This window comes from Aurantiacibacter xanthus, from assembly GCF_003584015.1.
In the GTDB taxonomy this organism is placed as follows: Bacteria; Pseudomonadota; Alphaproteobacteria; order Sphingomonadales; family Sphingomonadaceae; genus Alteraurantiacibacter; species Alteraurantiacibacter xanthus.
Window position 1 is genome coordinate 53,356 of sequence record NZ_QXFM01000139.1, and the last position, 17,819, is coordinate 71,174.

At 63.2% G+C, this 17,819-nt stretch carries 5 protein-coding genes; all 5 read left to right on the forward strand.

The genetic code is table 11. From position 1 onward, the window contains the following. Positions 1 to 101: 101 nt before the first annotated feature. A complete protein-coding gene (locus D2V17_RS17850) occupies positions 102 to 1,886 on the forward strand; it encodes an IlvD/Edd family dehydratase (protein ID WP_245978793.1) in 1,785 nt (594 codons plus the stop codon). Between the two features lie 29 nt (positions 1,887 to 1,915). Next, a complete protein-coding gene (locus D2V17_RS17855; RefSeq protein WP_119594478.1) occupies positions 1,916 to 3,844 on the forward strand; it encodes an NPCBM/NEW2 domain-containing protein in 1,929 nt (642 codons plus the stop codon). A 684-nt stretch (positions 3,845 to 4,528) separates the two neighbouring features. After that, entirely contained in the window at positions 4,529 to 5,821 is a 1,293-nt protein-coding gene (locus D2V17_RS17860) for a TylF/MycF/NovP-related O-methyltransferase (RefSeq protein WP_191229278.1), read from the forward strand. 53 nt (positions 5,822 to 5,874) lie between these two features. Beyond that, positions 5,875 to 6,840 carry a phytanoyl-CoA dioxygenase family protein gene (locus D2V17_RS17865; RefSeq protein ID WP_245978794.1) on the forward strand — a complete coding sequence of 322 codons (966 nt, stop codon included), beginning with the start codon at positions 5,875 to 5,877 and terminating at the stop codon, positions 6,838 to 6,840. 506 nt (positions 6,841 to 7,346) lie between these two features. Next, positions 7,347 to 17,804 (forward strand): YDG domain-containing protein, encoded by a 10,458-nt coding sequence (locus tag D2V17_RS17870; RefSeq protein ID WP_191229279.1) that lies wholly within the window; start codon positions 7,347 to 7,349, stop codon positions 17,802 to 17,804. Positions 17,805 to 17,819 lie beyond the last annotated feature (15 nt).

A 17,819-nucleotide genomic window follows, 5' to 3' on the forward strand; every position in this document is an offset into this window, starting at 1 on the left:
AATCCTCCACCCTTGCGTTCTATCTATTTGTAGGACTATTGAGCGGTGACGACACCGTCAAGCGGCAGCTTGCCGCCAGGGCGGATACGAAAGGGAATATTGTGAGCAAGAAGCTGCGCAGCCGGGCATGGTTCGACAATCCTGAGAACATCGACATGACCGCGCTCTATCTGGAGCGCTATCTCAACTTCGGGCTGAGTCTCGAAGAGTTGCGGAGCGGCAAGCCGATCATCGGCATCGCCCAGACCGGCAGTGATCTCAGCCCCTGCAACCGCCATCACCTCGTGCTGGCGGAACGCATCCGCGAAGGGATTCGCGAGGCGGGCGGGATTGCGCTCGAATTTCCCGTCCACCCGATTCAGGAGACCGGCAAGCGCCCCACCGCGGGGCTTGACCGCAACCTTGCCTATCTCGCGCTGGTCGAACTGCTCTATGGCTATCCGATCGACGGGGTGGTGCTGACCACCGGCTGCGACAAGACCACGCCCGCCTGCCTGATGGCGGCGGCCACGGTGGATATTCCCGCCATCGCGCTGTCGGTCGGCCCGATGCTCAACGGCTGGCACAAGGGCGAGCGGACCGGATCGGGCACCATCGTGTGGAAGGCGCGCGAGCTGCTCGCCGAAGGCACGATCAACGATGAGGAATTCATCCGTCTCGTCGCCAGCAGCGCGCCTTCGACCGGCTATTGCAACACCATGGGCACGGCCACCACGATGAACTCGCTGGCCGAGGCGCTGGGCATGATGCTGCCCGGCTCGGCCACGATTCCCGCCCCCTACCGCGACCGGCAGGAAGCGGCCTATCATACTGGCAAGCGCATCGTCGAAATGGTGGCGGAGGACCTGAAGCCCTCCGACATCATGACCCGCAACAGCTTCCTCAATGCCATCGCGGTGAGTTCGGCCATCGGCGGCTCGACCAACGCGCCGATCCACCTTGCGGCCCTCGCCCGCCATCTCGGTGTCGAGCTGGAGCTGAAGGACTGGCAGGAGCATGGCCACGCCGTGCCGCTGCTGGTCAACCTGCAACCGGCAGGCTCCTATCTGGGCGAGGACTTCCACCGCGCGGGCGGCGTGCCTGCCGTAATCGGCGAGCTGATCCGGCAGGGCCTGATCCGCGAAGATGCAATGACGGTGAACGGGCGCACGCTGGGCGACAACTGCCGCGACGCCGAATCGGAAGATCACGACGTGATCCATCCTTATGCCGAGCCGCTGGTCGAAAGCGCCGGCTTCCTCGTGCTGAGCGGCAACCTGTTCGACGCCGCGATCATGAAGACCAGCGTGATCGGCGAGGAATTCCGCACCCGCTACCTCTCGAACCCCGACGATCCCGACGCCTTCGAAGGCCCGGTCGTCGTGTTCGACGGGCCGGAAGACTATCACGACCGGATCGACGATCCCGCGCTCGGCATCACCGAGCGGCACCTGATGATCATGCGCGGTGCGGGGCCGGTCGGCTATCCGGGCGCGGCCGAAGTGGTGAACATGCGCGCGCCCTCGTACCTGCTCACGCAGGGCGTCCACGCGCTGCCGTGCATCGGTGACGGTCGCCAGTCGGGCACCTCGGCCAGCCCCTCGATCCTCAACGCTTCGCCCGAAGCTGCCGTGGGCGGTCCGCTCGCGCTGGTGCAGACCGGCGACCGCCTGCGGATCGACCTCAGGCAGGGCAAGGTCGACCTGCTGATCGACGACGCCGAACTGGCCCGTCGGCGCGAGGAACTGGAAGCCAGTGGCGGCTTCCCCTTCCCCGCCTCGCAGACGCCCTGGCAGGAAATTCAGCGCTCAATGGTCGGACAAATGAACACCGGCGCGATCCTCGAAGGCAGCGAGAAATATCAGCGGATCGCCACCACCAGAGGTCTGCCGCGCAACAACCACTAAGCTCCGCCAACAGGAGCAGGGAGAGGATAATGCAACGGAGAATACGGCATGCCAGCACCAGCGCGATTTTGGCGCTGGCAACCATCGGTGCGCCGGCAATGGCGCAGGCCGATGAACTCGCCCCGACCGGGCGCTGGACCGCCTACGAAGGCGGCAACGCCGAACTGCCGCCGATGGGCTGGAACAGCTGGAACGCCTTTTACCACGAAGTCGACGAGGAGAAGGTGCTCGCCAGCGCGCAGGTGATCGTCGACAGCGGGCTGGCGCAGGCGGGCTACCGCTCGATCAATATCGACGATGGCTGGTGGCTCAAGCGCGATACGGCTGACGGGCGCATGGTGATCCGGGCCGACAAGTTTCCCTCGGCCGCGCTCGCCGATGGCACCACCAGCTTCCGTCCGCTGACCGACCGACTGCACGCGATGGGCCTCAAGGCCGGGATCTATTCCGACATCGGGCGCAATTCGTGCGGACAGACCTTCGGCCATGGCAATCCCAACAACCCCCAGGGCAGCGTCGCCGAGCGCGAGGTGGGCCTTTATGGCCATGTCGATCAGGACATAGCGCTCTATTTCGGCGACTGGGGCTTCGACTACATCAAGGTCGACGGCTGCGGCATTCGCGGCATGGGCGCCGACAATCCCAACGTGCAGAACGGCACCTACCGCGCGCTGGACCCGCTGATCGACTTCGATTCCATCGCGCGGACCGACGTGCCGGCGGTGAAGTCGCTGTTCGCCGAGGTGGGTGAGGCACTCCTGCGACATAACCCCGATGGCGACTTCACCTACTCGCTGTGCATCTGGGGCGCGGCTGACGTGCGCTCGTGGTTCGGCAGCTACGGCAACCTCTCGCGCACCAGCGAGGACATCGCCCCGTACTGGGGCCGCCTGCTGCACAATTTCGACAGCGCCGCGCGCCGTGCGCTCTATGCCCAGCCCGGCAACTGGAACGATCCCGACATGCTGTTCGTCGGCACCGGCGATTTCGATGCCGAACACATGACCGAGGCACGCTCGCACATGGCGCTGTGGGCGATGCTGTCCGCCCCGCTTATCATCGGGTTCGACCTGCGGCAGGCCAACGAGGAGCAGCTCGCGCTGCTTGGCCACCCCGGTCTGGTCGCGATCAATCAGGACGCGGCGGGCAATCAGGCCGTACTCGCCTACGATACCGACGAGGTGCAGACGCTGGTCAAGCTGCTGTCCGACGGGAGCAAGGCGGTCGCGCTGTTCAACCGCACCGGCACCCCGAAAGCGGTCACGCTGACCGCCGCGCAGCTCAAGCTGGTGGCCGATACGCCGATTGCGCTGCGCAACCTGTGGACCGACAAGCAAAGCACCTTCACGGGCGAAGCGGAGTTCACGCTCGCTCCGCACGAAACGCTGGTGTTCATCGCCGACGGTCGCCGCGAGCTGGAGGAGGGGCTGTACCTCTCGGAAATGCCCGGCCGCATCCATGTCGCGCGCGACGGCGTGGAGGTTCCGCAGTTCGACCCGCAGATCCACCGCGCGATCACCCCCTGGCAGAACACCCGCTCGATCGGCGAGCGTCCGCGCTACACCGGCTGGGGCGGCGCCCGTGCCGACAGCGCCCCTTACGGCGAGGGCCTGCGCATCGCGGGGCAGCCTTTCGAGACCGGGATCGGCGTACTCTCCGGCTCACGGCTGGAACTGCGCGCCGAGGGCTTCGATCGTTTCTCGGCACTGGTCGGCATCGACGATTCCGCCACGGGAACGGCAGGTCCGGTCCGGTTCGAACTCTATGGCGATGGGGCATTGCTCGCCCGGAGCGACTGGCTGGGGGCAGGCATGGCACCCGCTCCGCTCGCCGCCGATCTCGGCGGCGCAAAGCTGGTCGAACTGGTGGTGCGGAGAAGCGAGGCTGACGACAAGCCCGTGCCCGTCACCTGGGCCGAGGCGGCGCTTGTGCGCGCTGCCGCCAGCGCTGGCTCCTGATCGCTGCCGTCGCCAGCGCGGCCATGCCTCGGTGGCGATCGACCGCAACACAGGCACTGACCGAAGGCACCTTCGGGCGAGGAACAGCGGCACGGTCCGATTGGCACCGGTCCGTTGTTTCTCGCATCGTGGCCAGGATAATCGCGCCGGCACAGCATATCCGGTCTGCCCGCGCGTTTGGGCCGCCGGAACTGGCCTCCCTCGGCGATAGGCGGATCGCGAGGGGATGCGCGAGAACGGCATGCGTATGCTGCATTCTCTGGCCTGCACCAACGCCCGCGGACGAAAGGCGCTCTACCTGGGCTGGCACGCAGTCGGCATAAGCGAATGACCCCGCGATGAGACGCAGCGCGACATCCATCACCCGTCATCGCCACGAAGGCGAGCTTCGCAGGGTAGCGATCAATGGATACGGGTCAGAAATGTCCGCCATCGAAGCAAGCAAACGCAAGCCCGAACCTGCCTAAGATAAAGCTGAAATTGCCATAATTGCTGTTGCCAACTGTTTTCTCCGATTATTGGTTGCGACCTATCTGGTCGGGAGTTATTCTGAAGCCTGCAAGATCTCCTGCGCCGCGAGACAGGTTGATCTACAAATCTGCATCCTTGTCGCTGACGAGATGCCAGCTGCCGGGAAGAATGCGGATGAAGCGACCGAAGCGATTGGTTAAGCACCTCAATCGAATGGCTGGCACAAGGGGCACTCTCGATACCAATGCGCTCAATCGCTTTTCCGGCTGGGCAGTCGCGCGTGGCGAAAAGGACGTAGTCATCGAAGCCTGGATCGATGGCAAGTCCGTCGCTTCGGCCAAGCCCGGAGTCGAGCGTCCCGATGTCGAACGCGCTCTGCCAGAATACAAGCGCGCCCGTCACAGCGGCTTTACTATCGAAGTCCCGCTAAACGCGATCCCGGATGATCGGGTGGTCGATGCCAAGATCACCGCACGACCGGACGCATCGTGGGCACCGAGAGTGTGGCTCGGAACCGCCAGCCTCGCTGGCGCCGGGCTTATCGCAAAACTGGCCTCCGCTCCGAAAACAGGCATCGTCGGGCCATTCCCCGCCCCGGTGATAGACGTTGTCGCAGCTTTCCAGCCAGCAGCCGTGGACGACCTTCTCTCGCCGTCCGGGCAGCGGCAATTCATTGCCGCCCTGCGCGATATTCTCCTTGTTCCGGCGCTGCGCGAAACGCCCGCAATTGCCGACTATATCCGCTATCTCAGCGCAATCGCCGCACACTTTGTCTTCGTCGACCGCTTCTTCCCTACGCCCAATCCGCGAGCGCGCGCCGGTTCGGCAGACTTCCACGGCAAGCCCAACTCGGTCGGCGAGATCACCGCGATCGCTCACCAGCTCTACGTACTCAAGTCCTATGGCGTGGAAGGTGACTTTGCCGAGTTCGGCTGCTTCAAGGGCTTCAGTTCCTCGATGCTCAGCTTTGCCTGCCAGCAGCTCGGGCTGAAGATGCACATTTTCGATTCGTTCGAAGGTCTGCCCGAAGCCAAGCACAGCGGTTATACGGCAGGTGACTATGCTGGTAGCCTGGAAGAAGTAACCGAGAATATCCGACGCCTGGGCGTAGTCGAGCAGGTCACCTGCCACAAAGGGTTCTACGCAGACACCTTCCGTGATTATCGCCCGCCGCAGCTCATGTGTCTGTGGATGGACGTTGACCTGGAAGTCTCGGCCAAGGATCTGATGGTTGTGGCCGACCGTCTCGAACCGCGGGCCAGCCTCTTCAGCCATGAGTGCGTGGCAGACATGTTCGTGGATGGCGAGATCATCAACGAGCCCAACCCATCCAACCCCATTCCCCCCGTTCTCGACCGGTTCGAAGAGCTCGGTCGCCCGCTGACCGGGCATCATGTCCATGGCCACACCGGTGCCTTCTGGCCCCGCTCAGGCGGCATCCCGGTCGTGCACCACGAGCCGTTGACGTGGCTGTTGCGGATACTTCGCCAGGAAGTGCTCAAGTAGGAGCGGGCCAGCGCCCGCCCAACCGTGGCAGCAAGAACAAAGGTAATTATCGCGTGTCAGATACAGCAGGGCTTTCCGCAGCCAGGACCGCAACCATCTTTCCCGGTGTGCCGCTGATCGAGTCCCCGATATTCGACAGCGAGGAGCTGTCCGGCTTCACCGAGCATGAAAAGCAGATCGCCCGCCAGCTGAACACCGATGGTTTCGCCGTGCTCGACTTCCCTGACCCTGAAATCGACGCCAGGATCGAGCGGATCAAGCGCAACCTCGGCCCCGGATTCGACATTCCGCTCGACGACCCGGCGGCGGACAAGACGAAAGGCGAGCGCAGGATTCAGGACGCATGGAAGACCGACAAGGATGTCCATGCCATCGCCTCCAATCCGGCGATGCTCGATCTGCTATCCAAGCTGTATGGCCGCCGTGCCTTTCCGTTCCAGACGCTCAACTTCCCGGTCGGAACGCAGCAGTCCGCTCATGCCGATTCGGTGCATTTCTCCAGCCTGCCCGAGCGTTTCATGTGCGGCGTCTGGCTGGCGATGGAGGATATTTCCGCTACAGCCGGCCCGCTGTTCTACGTGCGCGGATCGCATCGCTGGCCGATCGTCTCGAACGCGATGATCGGCCGCCGCGGCTATGGCAGCGTATCGCACTCGGCCCAGGCGCCCTATGCCGAGGCATGGGCAGCCATGTGCGAAACGTATGATAAGGTGGAAGAGCCTTTCCTCGCCCGCAAAGGTCAGGCGCTCATCTGGTGCGCCAACCTCCTGCACGGCGGCAGCCGCCAGACCGACCCGAAGCTCACCCGCTGGTCGCAGGTCACGCATTACTTCTTCGACGACTGCATCTACTATACCCCCGCCTTCTCGGACGAGACGCTGGGGCAACTGGCCCTGCGCAATCTCGTCTCGATTGAGGACCAGTCGCCAAAGCCGAACACCTACCTTGGCGAACCGGTTGCGGCGGCTAAGCCCGCCAAGCGCGGCCGTTTGAGCAAGCTGTTCGGCAAACGCGGCTAAGCCGGTAGCGGCTGCGGACCCGAAGGCCCGCCCGCACACCCTTCCCCAACACGGCGCGCCCTCGCGCGCCCCTGTGGGTGCCAGATCGCGCCCATTCCCGCACCAGTCAGCTTTTCTGAACGCCGAGGGCGATGGCCTTCGCGTGCAGCAGATCGCACGCGCCGCCGCCTGAGCGGCCCGGCGCGAAGCGCGCAGAAGGCCAAGCATTTGGCCGATCGACAAAGCCCCCCACAAGCCTGTGGCCATAGAACTACGTCATTAAACTTAGCCGACAACCCCTTGGTCTCGCTTTAAATTTTCTAACCCATTTTATAATATTATGTAAAAATAAGTATCAATCCTTATTCTTAAATCCTGATTATAAAATTTATCACCTCAGGACGAATATTTGTATCGAAACAGACAGATCGAAAACCTGTCTATTGAAACACGGAATGTCAGTTCTTTGTCTATTCAATAAGAAAAACGCGAGCCCAAGGCAAAGATATACCGATATCGAGGTCATCATGTCGAACAACCGCACCCGCAAAAAGATCGCCCTCCACGCCGGCGCCAGCCTCTCGGCTCTGGTCACCGTCCTGGTGGCTCCTGCGGCACTCGCCAATCCGCAAAACGGGCAGGTGATACGCGGCGAGGCCTCCATCTTCGGCGAGGGCACCAAGGCGGTCACCATCGACCAGCACTCCGATCGCGCGGTGATCAACTGGGACGACTTCTCGATCGGCTCCGACGAGGCGGTGACCTTCCTGCAACCGGGCGCACGTTCGGTCGCGGTCAACCGGATCACCGGGCAGAACCCATCGCAGCTCATGGGCTCGCTGACGGCGAACGGTCAGGTCGTGCTCATCAACCGCAATGGCATTGCCTTCGGGCAGAATGCGCGCGTGGATGCGGCCGGGCTCGTCGCCTCCACCGCCGATATCGACGACGATGCCTTCATGGCAGGTGGCAACACGCTGCGCTTCGATTCCGCCGAACCGACGATGGCCGATATTGTCGTCAACGGCAGCATCTCGGTGAAGGACGCCGGGCTCGCGGCCTTCGTGGCTCCGCATGTCCGCAACGACGGCGTAATCATGGCGCGGATGGGCCGCGTGGCGCTGGGCGCGGGCACCGGCTTCTCTCTCGATCTCTATGGGGACGGGCTGATCAAATTTGCACCGGGCGACGAGATCAGCGCCGACATCGCGGGCGACAGCGTGCAGGCGCTGGTCGAGAACAGCGGCCAGATCATCGCCGAAGGCGGCCGGGTGCTGCTGACGGCGGCTGCGGCGCGCGATGTGGTGCGCAATTCGGTCAACGTTTCGGGGCTGGTGAGCGCGGCCAGCGCCACACGCGATGGCGGCACCATCCTGCTGACCGGGCCGGGCCGGATCGAGACCTCCGGCGAAGGCCTGCTCGACGTGTCGAGCGATGCGGCCAGGGGCGGCACGGTCAAGCTGCTGGGCGAGACGGTCGCGCTGCTGGACAAGGCCCGCATCGACGCCACCGGCCTCACCGGCGGCGGCGAGGTACTGATGGGCGGCAACTATCTGGGGCAAGGCCCGGAAAGCAACGCCGATTTCAACCTGATGGCGCCCGATGCGATCATCAACGCCTCGGCCACCGGCAATGGCAAGGGCGGTCGGGTGATCCTGTGGTCGAACAAGTACACCAATGCCTGGGGCACGATCCTGGCGACTGGCGGCAACGCTGGCGGCGATGGCGGCTTTGTCGAAACGTCGAGCAAGGACGTTCTCAACATGGTGGGCACGGTCGATGCAGGCGCACCTGCAGGCGCGGCCGGCACCTGGCTGCTCGACCCGGGGGATGTCACCATTGTCAACGGCTCGACATCCGGCACACAGTTTTACTCTTACACATCCAACTACGAACCAAGCACAGATTCCGCAATACCGGTAGTCAATATAGAATACTCTCTTAACAGAAACAATGTTACTATAAAAACTGGAAGCGGCGATTATGATATAAATGTAAAATATCCCATTTCATGGAACAGCTCATACAGCCTGACATTGATAGCCGGACGCCATATAATCACATATGAATCTATATCTAACAGCGGAAATGGAGGGATTTATTTATATGCAGCACAAAACGCAATCGGCACCATTTTAATAAGATCAAATATAAGTACCTATGGTGGTGATATCAATATGAGAGCCGGAAATGATCTATACGGATCAACGACGGGCTACCGCGCAAACGTAATCGTAAACGCAGACAATACCAGCAACGGAGTATATTCGCGCGGCGGCGACATTATTATCGCCAATAGCTCAGTCGGCGCCGGACCAGAGCAAGACCCCAGTTGGGTGCGCGGCACTGATATCCGCGGAACCGTCGATGCCGGCACAGGCGACATCGCGATTTACGGATATTATGGCTACGTCCAAAGCCCGCGCAGCTATGACGTCGCTCTGCCGATCGAAAATGCAACCATCAAAGGCCGCAATATAACCATTTACGGGAAATCCAGAGCTTACGGAACAGAGGTCAATGAGGGCGTTCGTTTTTATAGAAACGTCAATATTTCCGCCAGCGGCTATTTAAATATCACAGGAATATCCAATAATGGTATAGGCATATCAACCTGGAGAGACGGAACAACAAATCTTATCCTCTACGCAGCAGGGGATATAACACTTAATGGAATAACTTCCGCCTCCAGCATGCAAGCCATCGACCTTACGCGATACTATGGATCGGTGGGTCAGGTCAGAATTGGTTATGACGGCAGCAACGTCTCAGCCGGGCGAATCACTATCGAGGGTACGGCACCCAGCGGATTGCTCGATCTTCGTTCACAGGTCGATATCAGAACGACCGGCAGATATGTCACTATCTCCGACAACGGTTCATATCTGTCGGGCATTTACCTCTCTCCCAACACGATCAACCCATCTTACGGCTATACCAAGATCACGCTTGGCGGCACGCAAACCGGCGCAATCACAATGACGGGCGCGGCAAGCTGGTCAGCCAGCGATTCGATCAACTGGATTGAAAGAGGCGGGTTTTACGTGAACTCTCGCCTCACCAACACGGCAAGCGGAGGCGATATAAACGTATTCGGTGCCACCGGAGCCTCTGGTGATTCCATTCTCAACGACCGGCTTTATGCCCAGTACGGCTCGATCAATATCTACAGCGGCTTTAATACAGCCGGTTCTTCGTACAGCGGCTATACCGGAAAAGTCTCGTTCAGCGGGTACCAGCAACAAGCAAGAGACGATATTATCGTACGCGCCCGGGGCGGCATTGCCATAAACAGTGGTGCAACGTTCTACACGTCAACGGGCGATATCAGGTTATCGACCGAGAATTCCGGGAGTTTTTACTACAACGCCAGCTCTTCGGCGCTGTCAGCCGCGGGACGCTGGATCGTCTACAGCACCAGCCCCAACAACACCACTTTCGGCAACCTTGTGAGCGGGAATGACGCAGTCTGGAACCAGAGCACCTACTCGACTCTGATCAGCGAACTGAGCAGCAAGAGCATCACCGGCAAGCGCTTCGCATTCTCGACATTGCCGGACTCGAGCGGCGGCTATTACGTCGAGACCTTTGATGCCCCGGACAAGACCTACGGCACCAGTCTTCCATCTTCGACCAGTTCTTCGACCTACAAGATTTACGGCAGTTCGCTCGGCACCAATCCCGGCGCCAATTCGGCCTATGTGCTCGCCGATATGCCTGGCGTGTTCACCGTGACAACCAACTCTCCGGGCTATGCCACCAAGGCTAATGTCGGCACTCATGTCATCTCGGGAACGGGGCCCAGCACGTTCAATGGCCAGAGTGTCACTTACCGGAACTACGGCCGTGTGGCGGTCGTTCCGCGCGCGGTCACGCTCACAGGCAGCCAGGTCTACGACGGCACAAGGACCGTGCGCGGCCAATCGCTGTCAGTGACCAATCTCGTGAGCGGCGATACGGTGACCGTGAGCGGTTCGGCGGGCAACGCGGTGTCCAGCAAAAACATCGGCACGCGTTCCCTCAGCAGCCTGTCCGGCCTCTCGCTTTCGAACAGCAACTACACGCTGTCCGGCGGCAGCGGCTCGATCACGATCACCAGGGCCACCATCACGGCCTCGCTGGCCGGGACCGTGGAGAAGGTCTACAACGCCAACCGCAATGCCACGCTGGCAGCCGGAAACTACAGCCTCTCCGGCATCGCCAATGGCGACATTGTCTCGCTCAACAACCCGAGCAGCGGCACCTACAACACCAAGGATGTCGGCAGCGACAAGGCCGTCAGCGTATCCGGCTTGTCGATCTCGGGCACCGATGCGGGCAACTACCAGCTGGCCTCGAGTTCGATCACCGGCAATGTGGGAACTATCACGCAGGCGACCCTCACCGCCTCGCTGACGGACGCAGTGACCAGGACCTACGACGCCACCACCGATGCCACGCTGGCGGCGAAGAACTATGACCTCGCCGGGATCGTCAGTGGCGACACCGTCACGCTCAACAATCCCACCACCGGCACCTACGACACCAAGAACGTCGGCACCGGCAAGACCATCAGCGTCACAGGGCTGGCGATCTCGGGCGCCGATGCCGGCAACTACCAGCTGGCCGCCGATACCATCACCGGCACCATCGGCGAGATCACCAAGGCAACCCTCACCGCCTCGCTGACCGGCGCTGTAACCCGAACCTACGACGCCTCGACCGATGCCGCGCTGGCCGCAGGCAACTACTCCGTCAGCGGAATCCTGAGCGACGACATCGTCACCCTCAACAACCCCACGGCGGGCAGCTTCGACACCAAAAACGTCGGCACTGGCAAGACCATCACTGTCTCTGGCCTCACTCTGGCCGACACCGATGCGGGCAACTACCAGCTGGCTGCGACCAGCATCACCGGTGACATCGGCGCGATCACCCAAGCCCAGCTCGCGGTCACCAACGTGACCGCCGCCAACAAGGTCTACGACGCCACGCTCACCGCCTCGTTGAGCGGCGGGACGGTGGCAGCGCTCGGCACCGATCTGGTGTCGCTGGTGACCACCGGCGCAACCGGCGCGTTTGCGAGCAAGGACGTCGGCACCGGTAAGGCGGTGACCGCTACAGGATATACGCTCACAGGCACCGATGCTGACAACTATGCCATCGTCCAGCCCATCGGCCTGACCGCCGACATCACGCGCGCATCGCTCGCCGTGACCGACGTGATCGTCGCCAACAAAATCTACGACACCACCCGCAACGCCACGCTCAGCGGCGGTGCGGTTGCGGCTCTGGGCACTGACGCCATAACGCTGGTGAACACCGAGGCCGTCGGCCTGTTCGACACCAAAAACGTCGGCACCGACAAGACGGTCACGGCTACCGGCTACACGCTGACCGGCACCGATGCGGGCAACTACACCATCGTTCAGCCCACCGGCCTCACCGCCAGCATCACACCCGCACAGCTCGCCGTGACCGACGTGACCGCTGCCAACAAGGTCTACGACGCCACGCTCACCGCCACGCTGAGCGGCGGCACGGTGACCGCGCTCGGCACCGATACGGTGTCGCTGGTGACCACCGGCGCGACCGGCGCGTTTGCGACCAAGGATGTCGGCACCGGCAAGGCAGTGACCGCCACCGGCTATACGCTCACCGGCACAGATGCCGCCAATTATGCGCTGGTCCAGCCTACGGGGCTAAGCGCCGACATCACCCGTGCCCTGCTCGCGGTCACCGGCGTGACCGCCGCCAACAGGACCTATGACGCCACCCGCACTGCCACGCTCAATGGCGGCGCGGTATCCGCTCTCGGCACCGACCTCGTCACGCTGGTCAGCGCTGGCGCCACGGGCCTGTTCGACACCAGGAACGTCGGCACCGACAAGACGGTCACGGCCACCGGCTACACGCTGACCGGCACCGATGCCGATAATTACACCATCGTCCAGCCCACCGGCCTCACCGCCAGCATTGCGCAAGCCCAGCTCGCGGTGACCGGCGTGACCGCCGCCAGCAAGGTTTACGACGCCACCCTTACCGCCACTCTGAGCGGCGGCACGGTAGCAGCGCTCGGCACCGATACGGTGTCGCTGGTGACCACCGGCGCGACCGGCGCGTTTGCGACCAAGGACGTCGGCACCGGCAAGGCAGTAACCGCCACGGGCTATACGCTCACAGGCACCGATGCGGCGAACTACGCCATCATCCAACCCACCGGCCTTGTCGCCGACATCACGCGCGCGCAGCTTACGGTGACCGGCGTGGAAGTCGCCAGCAGGGTCTACGATACGACCCGCAATGCCACGCTTAGCGGCGGCAAGGTCACCGGGTTCGATGCCGATGATGTGGCGCTCGTGATCGACAATGCGTCAGCCCTTTTCAACAGCAAGGATGTGGGTGTCGACAAGGCGGTGACCGCCATCGACTATGCCCTTAGCGGCGCCGATGCGGGTAACTACACCATCGTCCAGCCCATTGGCCTCACCGCCAGCATCACACCCGCACAGCTCGCCGTGACCGGGGTAACTGCGGCAAACAAGGTCTACGACACCACCCGCAGCGCCACGCTCAGCGGCGGCTCGATATCCGCGCTCGGTACCGACGTCGTCACGCTCGTCACCACCGGTGCGGCAGGGCTGTTCGATACCCGCCTGGCCGGCGCCAACAAATCGGTGGTCGCCACCGGCTATACGCTCACCGGCAACGATGCCCACAACTATGCCATCGTCCAGCCCACCGGGCTCACCGCCAACATCACCCGCGCCCAGCTCACGGTGACCGGGGTAACTGCGGCAAACAAGGTCTACGACGCGACCCGCAGCGCCACGCTCAGCGGCGGTGAGGTGACGGCACTTGGGTCCGACACGGTCTCGCTGGTCAGAAGCGATGCTGCAGGTCTGTTCAACTCGCGCCACGTCGGCATTGGCAAGGCGATCACCGTCACCGGCTATGCCCTCACCGGTGCAGACGCTGCCAACTACACCGTCGTCCAGCCCACCAGCCTCACCGCCAGCATTACTCCGGCGCCGATCAACGTAACCGGTGTGACCGTGGCCAGCAGGGTCTATGATACCACCCGCAATGCCACCCTCAGCGGCGGCGCGGTGGCGGGCTTCGATGCCGACGATGTCTCGCTTGTGATCGACAATGCCTCCGCCCTGTTTGCCACCAAGGATGTCGGCTCCGACAAGGCGGTGACTGCGACGGGTTACACACTCGCGGGTGTCGATGCAGGCAACTACTCCATCGTCCTCCCGACCGACCTTACCGCCAGCATCACCCAGGCCCAGCTTGCGGTGACCGGCGTAAACGCCGCGAACAAGGTCTATGACACGACCCGCAATGCCACGCTCAGCGGTGGTTCGGTATCCGCGCTCGGCACAGATCTGGTCACGCTCGTCAGCAGCGGCGCGGTGGGTCTGTTCGACAGCCGGACTGTCGGGACCAACAAGGCCGTGACCGCCACCGGCTATACGCTCAGCGGCAACGATGCCCACAACTATGCCATCGTCCAGCCTACCGGCCTCTCCGCCAATATCACCCGCGCCCAGCTGACCGTGACCGGGATAACCGCCGCAGACAAGGTCTACGATGCCTCCCGTACCGCTGCGCTGAGCGGCGGCACCGTGACAGCGCTGGGCACCGACCTCGTCACGCTTGTCAGCAGCGGCGCGGCGGGCCTGTTCGACACTCGCCATGCCGGTGCGAACAAGGCGGTTGCGGTCACCGGCTACACGCTGACGGGCGCCGATGCGGGCAACTACGCTATCGTCCAGCCCACTGGCCTCACCGCCAGCATCACACCCGCACAGCTCAGTGTGACCGGCGTATCCGTTGCCAGCAGGGCCTATAACGCCACGCGCAACGCCGCCTTGAGCGGCGGCACCGTGGCTGCCCTTGGCGCCGATACGGTAACGCTGGTCACCACCGATGCGGTAGGCGAGTTCGATACCCGCCATGTCGGCACCGACAAGGCAGTTGCTGCCACCGGCTATGCCCTCACCGGCGCCGATGCGGGTAACTACACCATCGTCCAGCCCACCGGCCTCACCGCCAGCATTTCGCAGGCCACCATCACCGCCTCGCTGACCGGTACGGCATCGAAGGTCTACGATGCCAACCGTGGCGCCGCGCTGGCCGCAGGCAACTACGGCCTGAGCGGCGTCTTTGCCGGCGACACGGTAACGCTCAACAACCCCGCTGCCGCAACATATGACAGCAAGGATGTCGGCACCGGCAAGACCGTCAGCGTGACGGGCCTGGCACTGGGCGGCACGCACGGGGGCAACTATGTGCTGGCATCGAACAGCATCTCCGGCAACATCGGTACGATCACGCGCGCGCAGCTTGCCGTGACCTCGGTCACGGCGGCCAACAAGGTCTACGACGCCACCCGCACCGCCACACTCAGCGGCGGCACGGTGACGGCGTTCGGCACCGACAGCGTGTCGCTGGTCACCACCGGCGCTGCGGGCCTGTTCGATAGCCGCCATGCCGGCGCCAACAAGGTGGTTGCGGCCACCGGCTATAGCCTCACGGGTGCCGATGCGGGCAACTACACCATCGTGCAACCGACTGGCCTCACTGCCAGCATCACACCGGCCCAGCTCCTCGTCACCGGGGTGACCGCTGCAAACAAGGTCTACGATGCCACCCGCTCTGCCACGTTGAGTGGCGGGACGGTAACGCAGCTCGGCACCGACGCGGTCACGCTGGTGTCCACCGGCGCGGCGGGCCTGTTCGACAGCCGCCATGTCGGCAATGGGAAGACCGTGACCGCCACCGGCTATACGCTCACCGGCGCCGATGCTGGCAATTACACCATCGTCCAGCCCACCGGCCTCACCGCCAGCATTTCGCAGGCGACCATCACCGCCTCGCTGACCGGCACCGCATCGAAGGTCTATGATGCCAACCGTGGTGCCGCACTGGCAGCAGGCAATTACAGCCTGAGCGGCGTCTTTGCAGGCGACACGGTGGCGCTCAACAATCCTGCCGAGGGCACCTACGACAGCAAGGATGTCGGCACCGGCAAGACCATCAGCGTCTCCGGGCTCGCAATTGCGGGCACGGATGCCGGCAACTATGTGCTGGCTTCGGGCAGCATCACCGGCAACATCGGAACGATCACGCGGGCATCGCTTGCCGTGACCGATGTGGTGGTCGCCAGCAAGGTCTACGATGCGACGCGCAGCGCCGCCCTCAGCGGTGGCTCCGTGGCCGCACTCGGCACCGACAATGTGACGCTGGTGTCCACCGGCGCGGCTGGATTGTTCGACACCCGGCACGTCGGCACGAACAAGACCGTGACTGCCACCGGCTATACCCTCACCGGTGCCGATGCGGGCAACTACACCATCGTCCAGCCCACCGGCCTCACCGCCAGCATTTCGCAGGCGACCATAACCGCCTCGCTGACCGGAACGGCAGCAAAGGTCTATGATGCCAGTCGCAATGCCACACTGGCAGCAGCCAACTACGGCCTGAGCGGCGTCTTTGCCGGCGACACGGTAACGCTGAACAATCCCGCAGCAGGCGTGTTCGACACCAAGAACGTCGGCACCGGCAAGACCGTCAGCGTCTCCGGGCTGTCCATCTCCGGCACCGATAGCGGCAACTATGTGCTGGCCTCGGCCAACATCACCGGCGCTATCGGCACGATCACACCCGCGCAGCTTGTCGTCACCGGCATCAGCGCGTTCGACAAGGTCTACGACGCCACCCGCACTGCCCAGCTCGGCGGTGGCACAGTGACCGGCCTCGGCTCCGACGACGTCGCGCTGGTAGCGACCGATGCCGAAGGGCTGTTCGATACCCGCAATGTCGGCAGCGACAAGCTTGTCACCGCGACCGGCTACACCCTCGCGGGGGGCGATGCGGGCAACTATGCCATCGTCCAGCCAAGCCCGGTCACCGCCAGCATCACGCCTGCCACGCTGACCGTTGCAGGCAGCTTCACCGCCCGCGACAAGGTCTATGATGCAACGACAGCTGTTGCCATCGACACCACCGGCCTCACGCTGTCGGGCGTTCTCGCCAGCGACAACGTCGAACTCGACATTGTCGATGCCACGGGCAGCTTCGCCGACAAGAATGTCGGAACGGACAAGACCGTGTCGCTCAGCATCGAGGGCTCGCTCGCGGGGGCCGATGCAGGCAACTATGTCATCGCGGCCGGCGCGCCCACCGGCCTTGCCGACATCACGCCCTTTGCGCTCGATGTCGTGCTGGCAGGGATCGGCAAGGTCTATGATGGCAATACTGATGCCAACGCCGTGGTCGAGGGCGACAATCGCTTCGCCGGCGATGACCTGCGCTTCGCCGTCACGGCCAGCTATGCCGACAAGAACGTCGGCACGAACAAGGCTGTGACCGTAAGCGAGATCGCCCTGACCGGCGCCGATGCGGCCAACTACACGGTTGGCTCGCGCGGCGGCAGCGCCAGCTCGGATATCACGCGGCTCGATAGCGTCGCCTGGACCGGCGCAGGCGACGGGGTGAACTGGTTTGACCCCGCCAACTGGGCCGGACGCGCGATCCCCGATCTCGCCAACGTCGCCAATGTGATCCTGCCCGCCGGGGTCATGGTCACCTTCGACACCGCCGCAGCCATTAGTGACGCAGAAACCGATCCGGTCGCACTCGACACGCTCATCGGCACGCTGGATACGGATACGGTCTTCAGCGCCACCGATAGCGGCCTCACCCTTGTGTCGGGCGAACTCGCAATCGGCGAGCAACTTTCCCTCGACCGGCTGGAGCAGACCGGCGGCACGATCGGCGGTGAGGGAACCCTGACCGTTCAGGACAGCGCCCCCCGCACCGACCTGCCGACCGAAGTCGAACAGACGACGACCTTCCTCCAGGTCGCCAACGTGGTGAAGGGAATTCTCCAGCCCATGAACCGCGATGTCCGGCCCGACGAGATCCGGGCCCTGAGCGAGATCGATCAGCCTTGGCTGCGCGTGCAGGTGGATGAAGACGAAGAAGAGGCCGAATAAGCAGGCCAAAGCCGG

Excerpts from the sequence above, each read along its gene's own strand:
- D2V17_RS17870 (WP_191229279.1), top strand. The coding sequence starts at position 7,347 with ATGTCGAACAACCGCACCCGCAAAAAGATCGCCCTCCACGCCGGCGCC.
- D2V17_RS17860 (WP_191229278.1), top strand. The coding sequence starts at position 4,529 with ATGGCTGGCACAAGGGGCACTCTCGATACCAATGCGCTCAATCGCTTT.
- D2V17_RS17855 (WP_119594478.1), top strand. The coding sequence starts at position 1,916 with ATGCAACGGAGAATACGGCATGCCAGCACCAGCGCGATTTTGGCGCTG.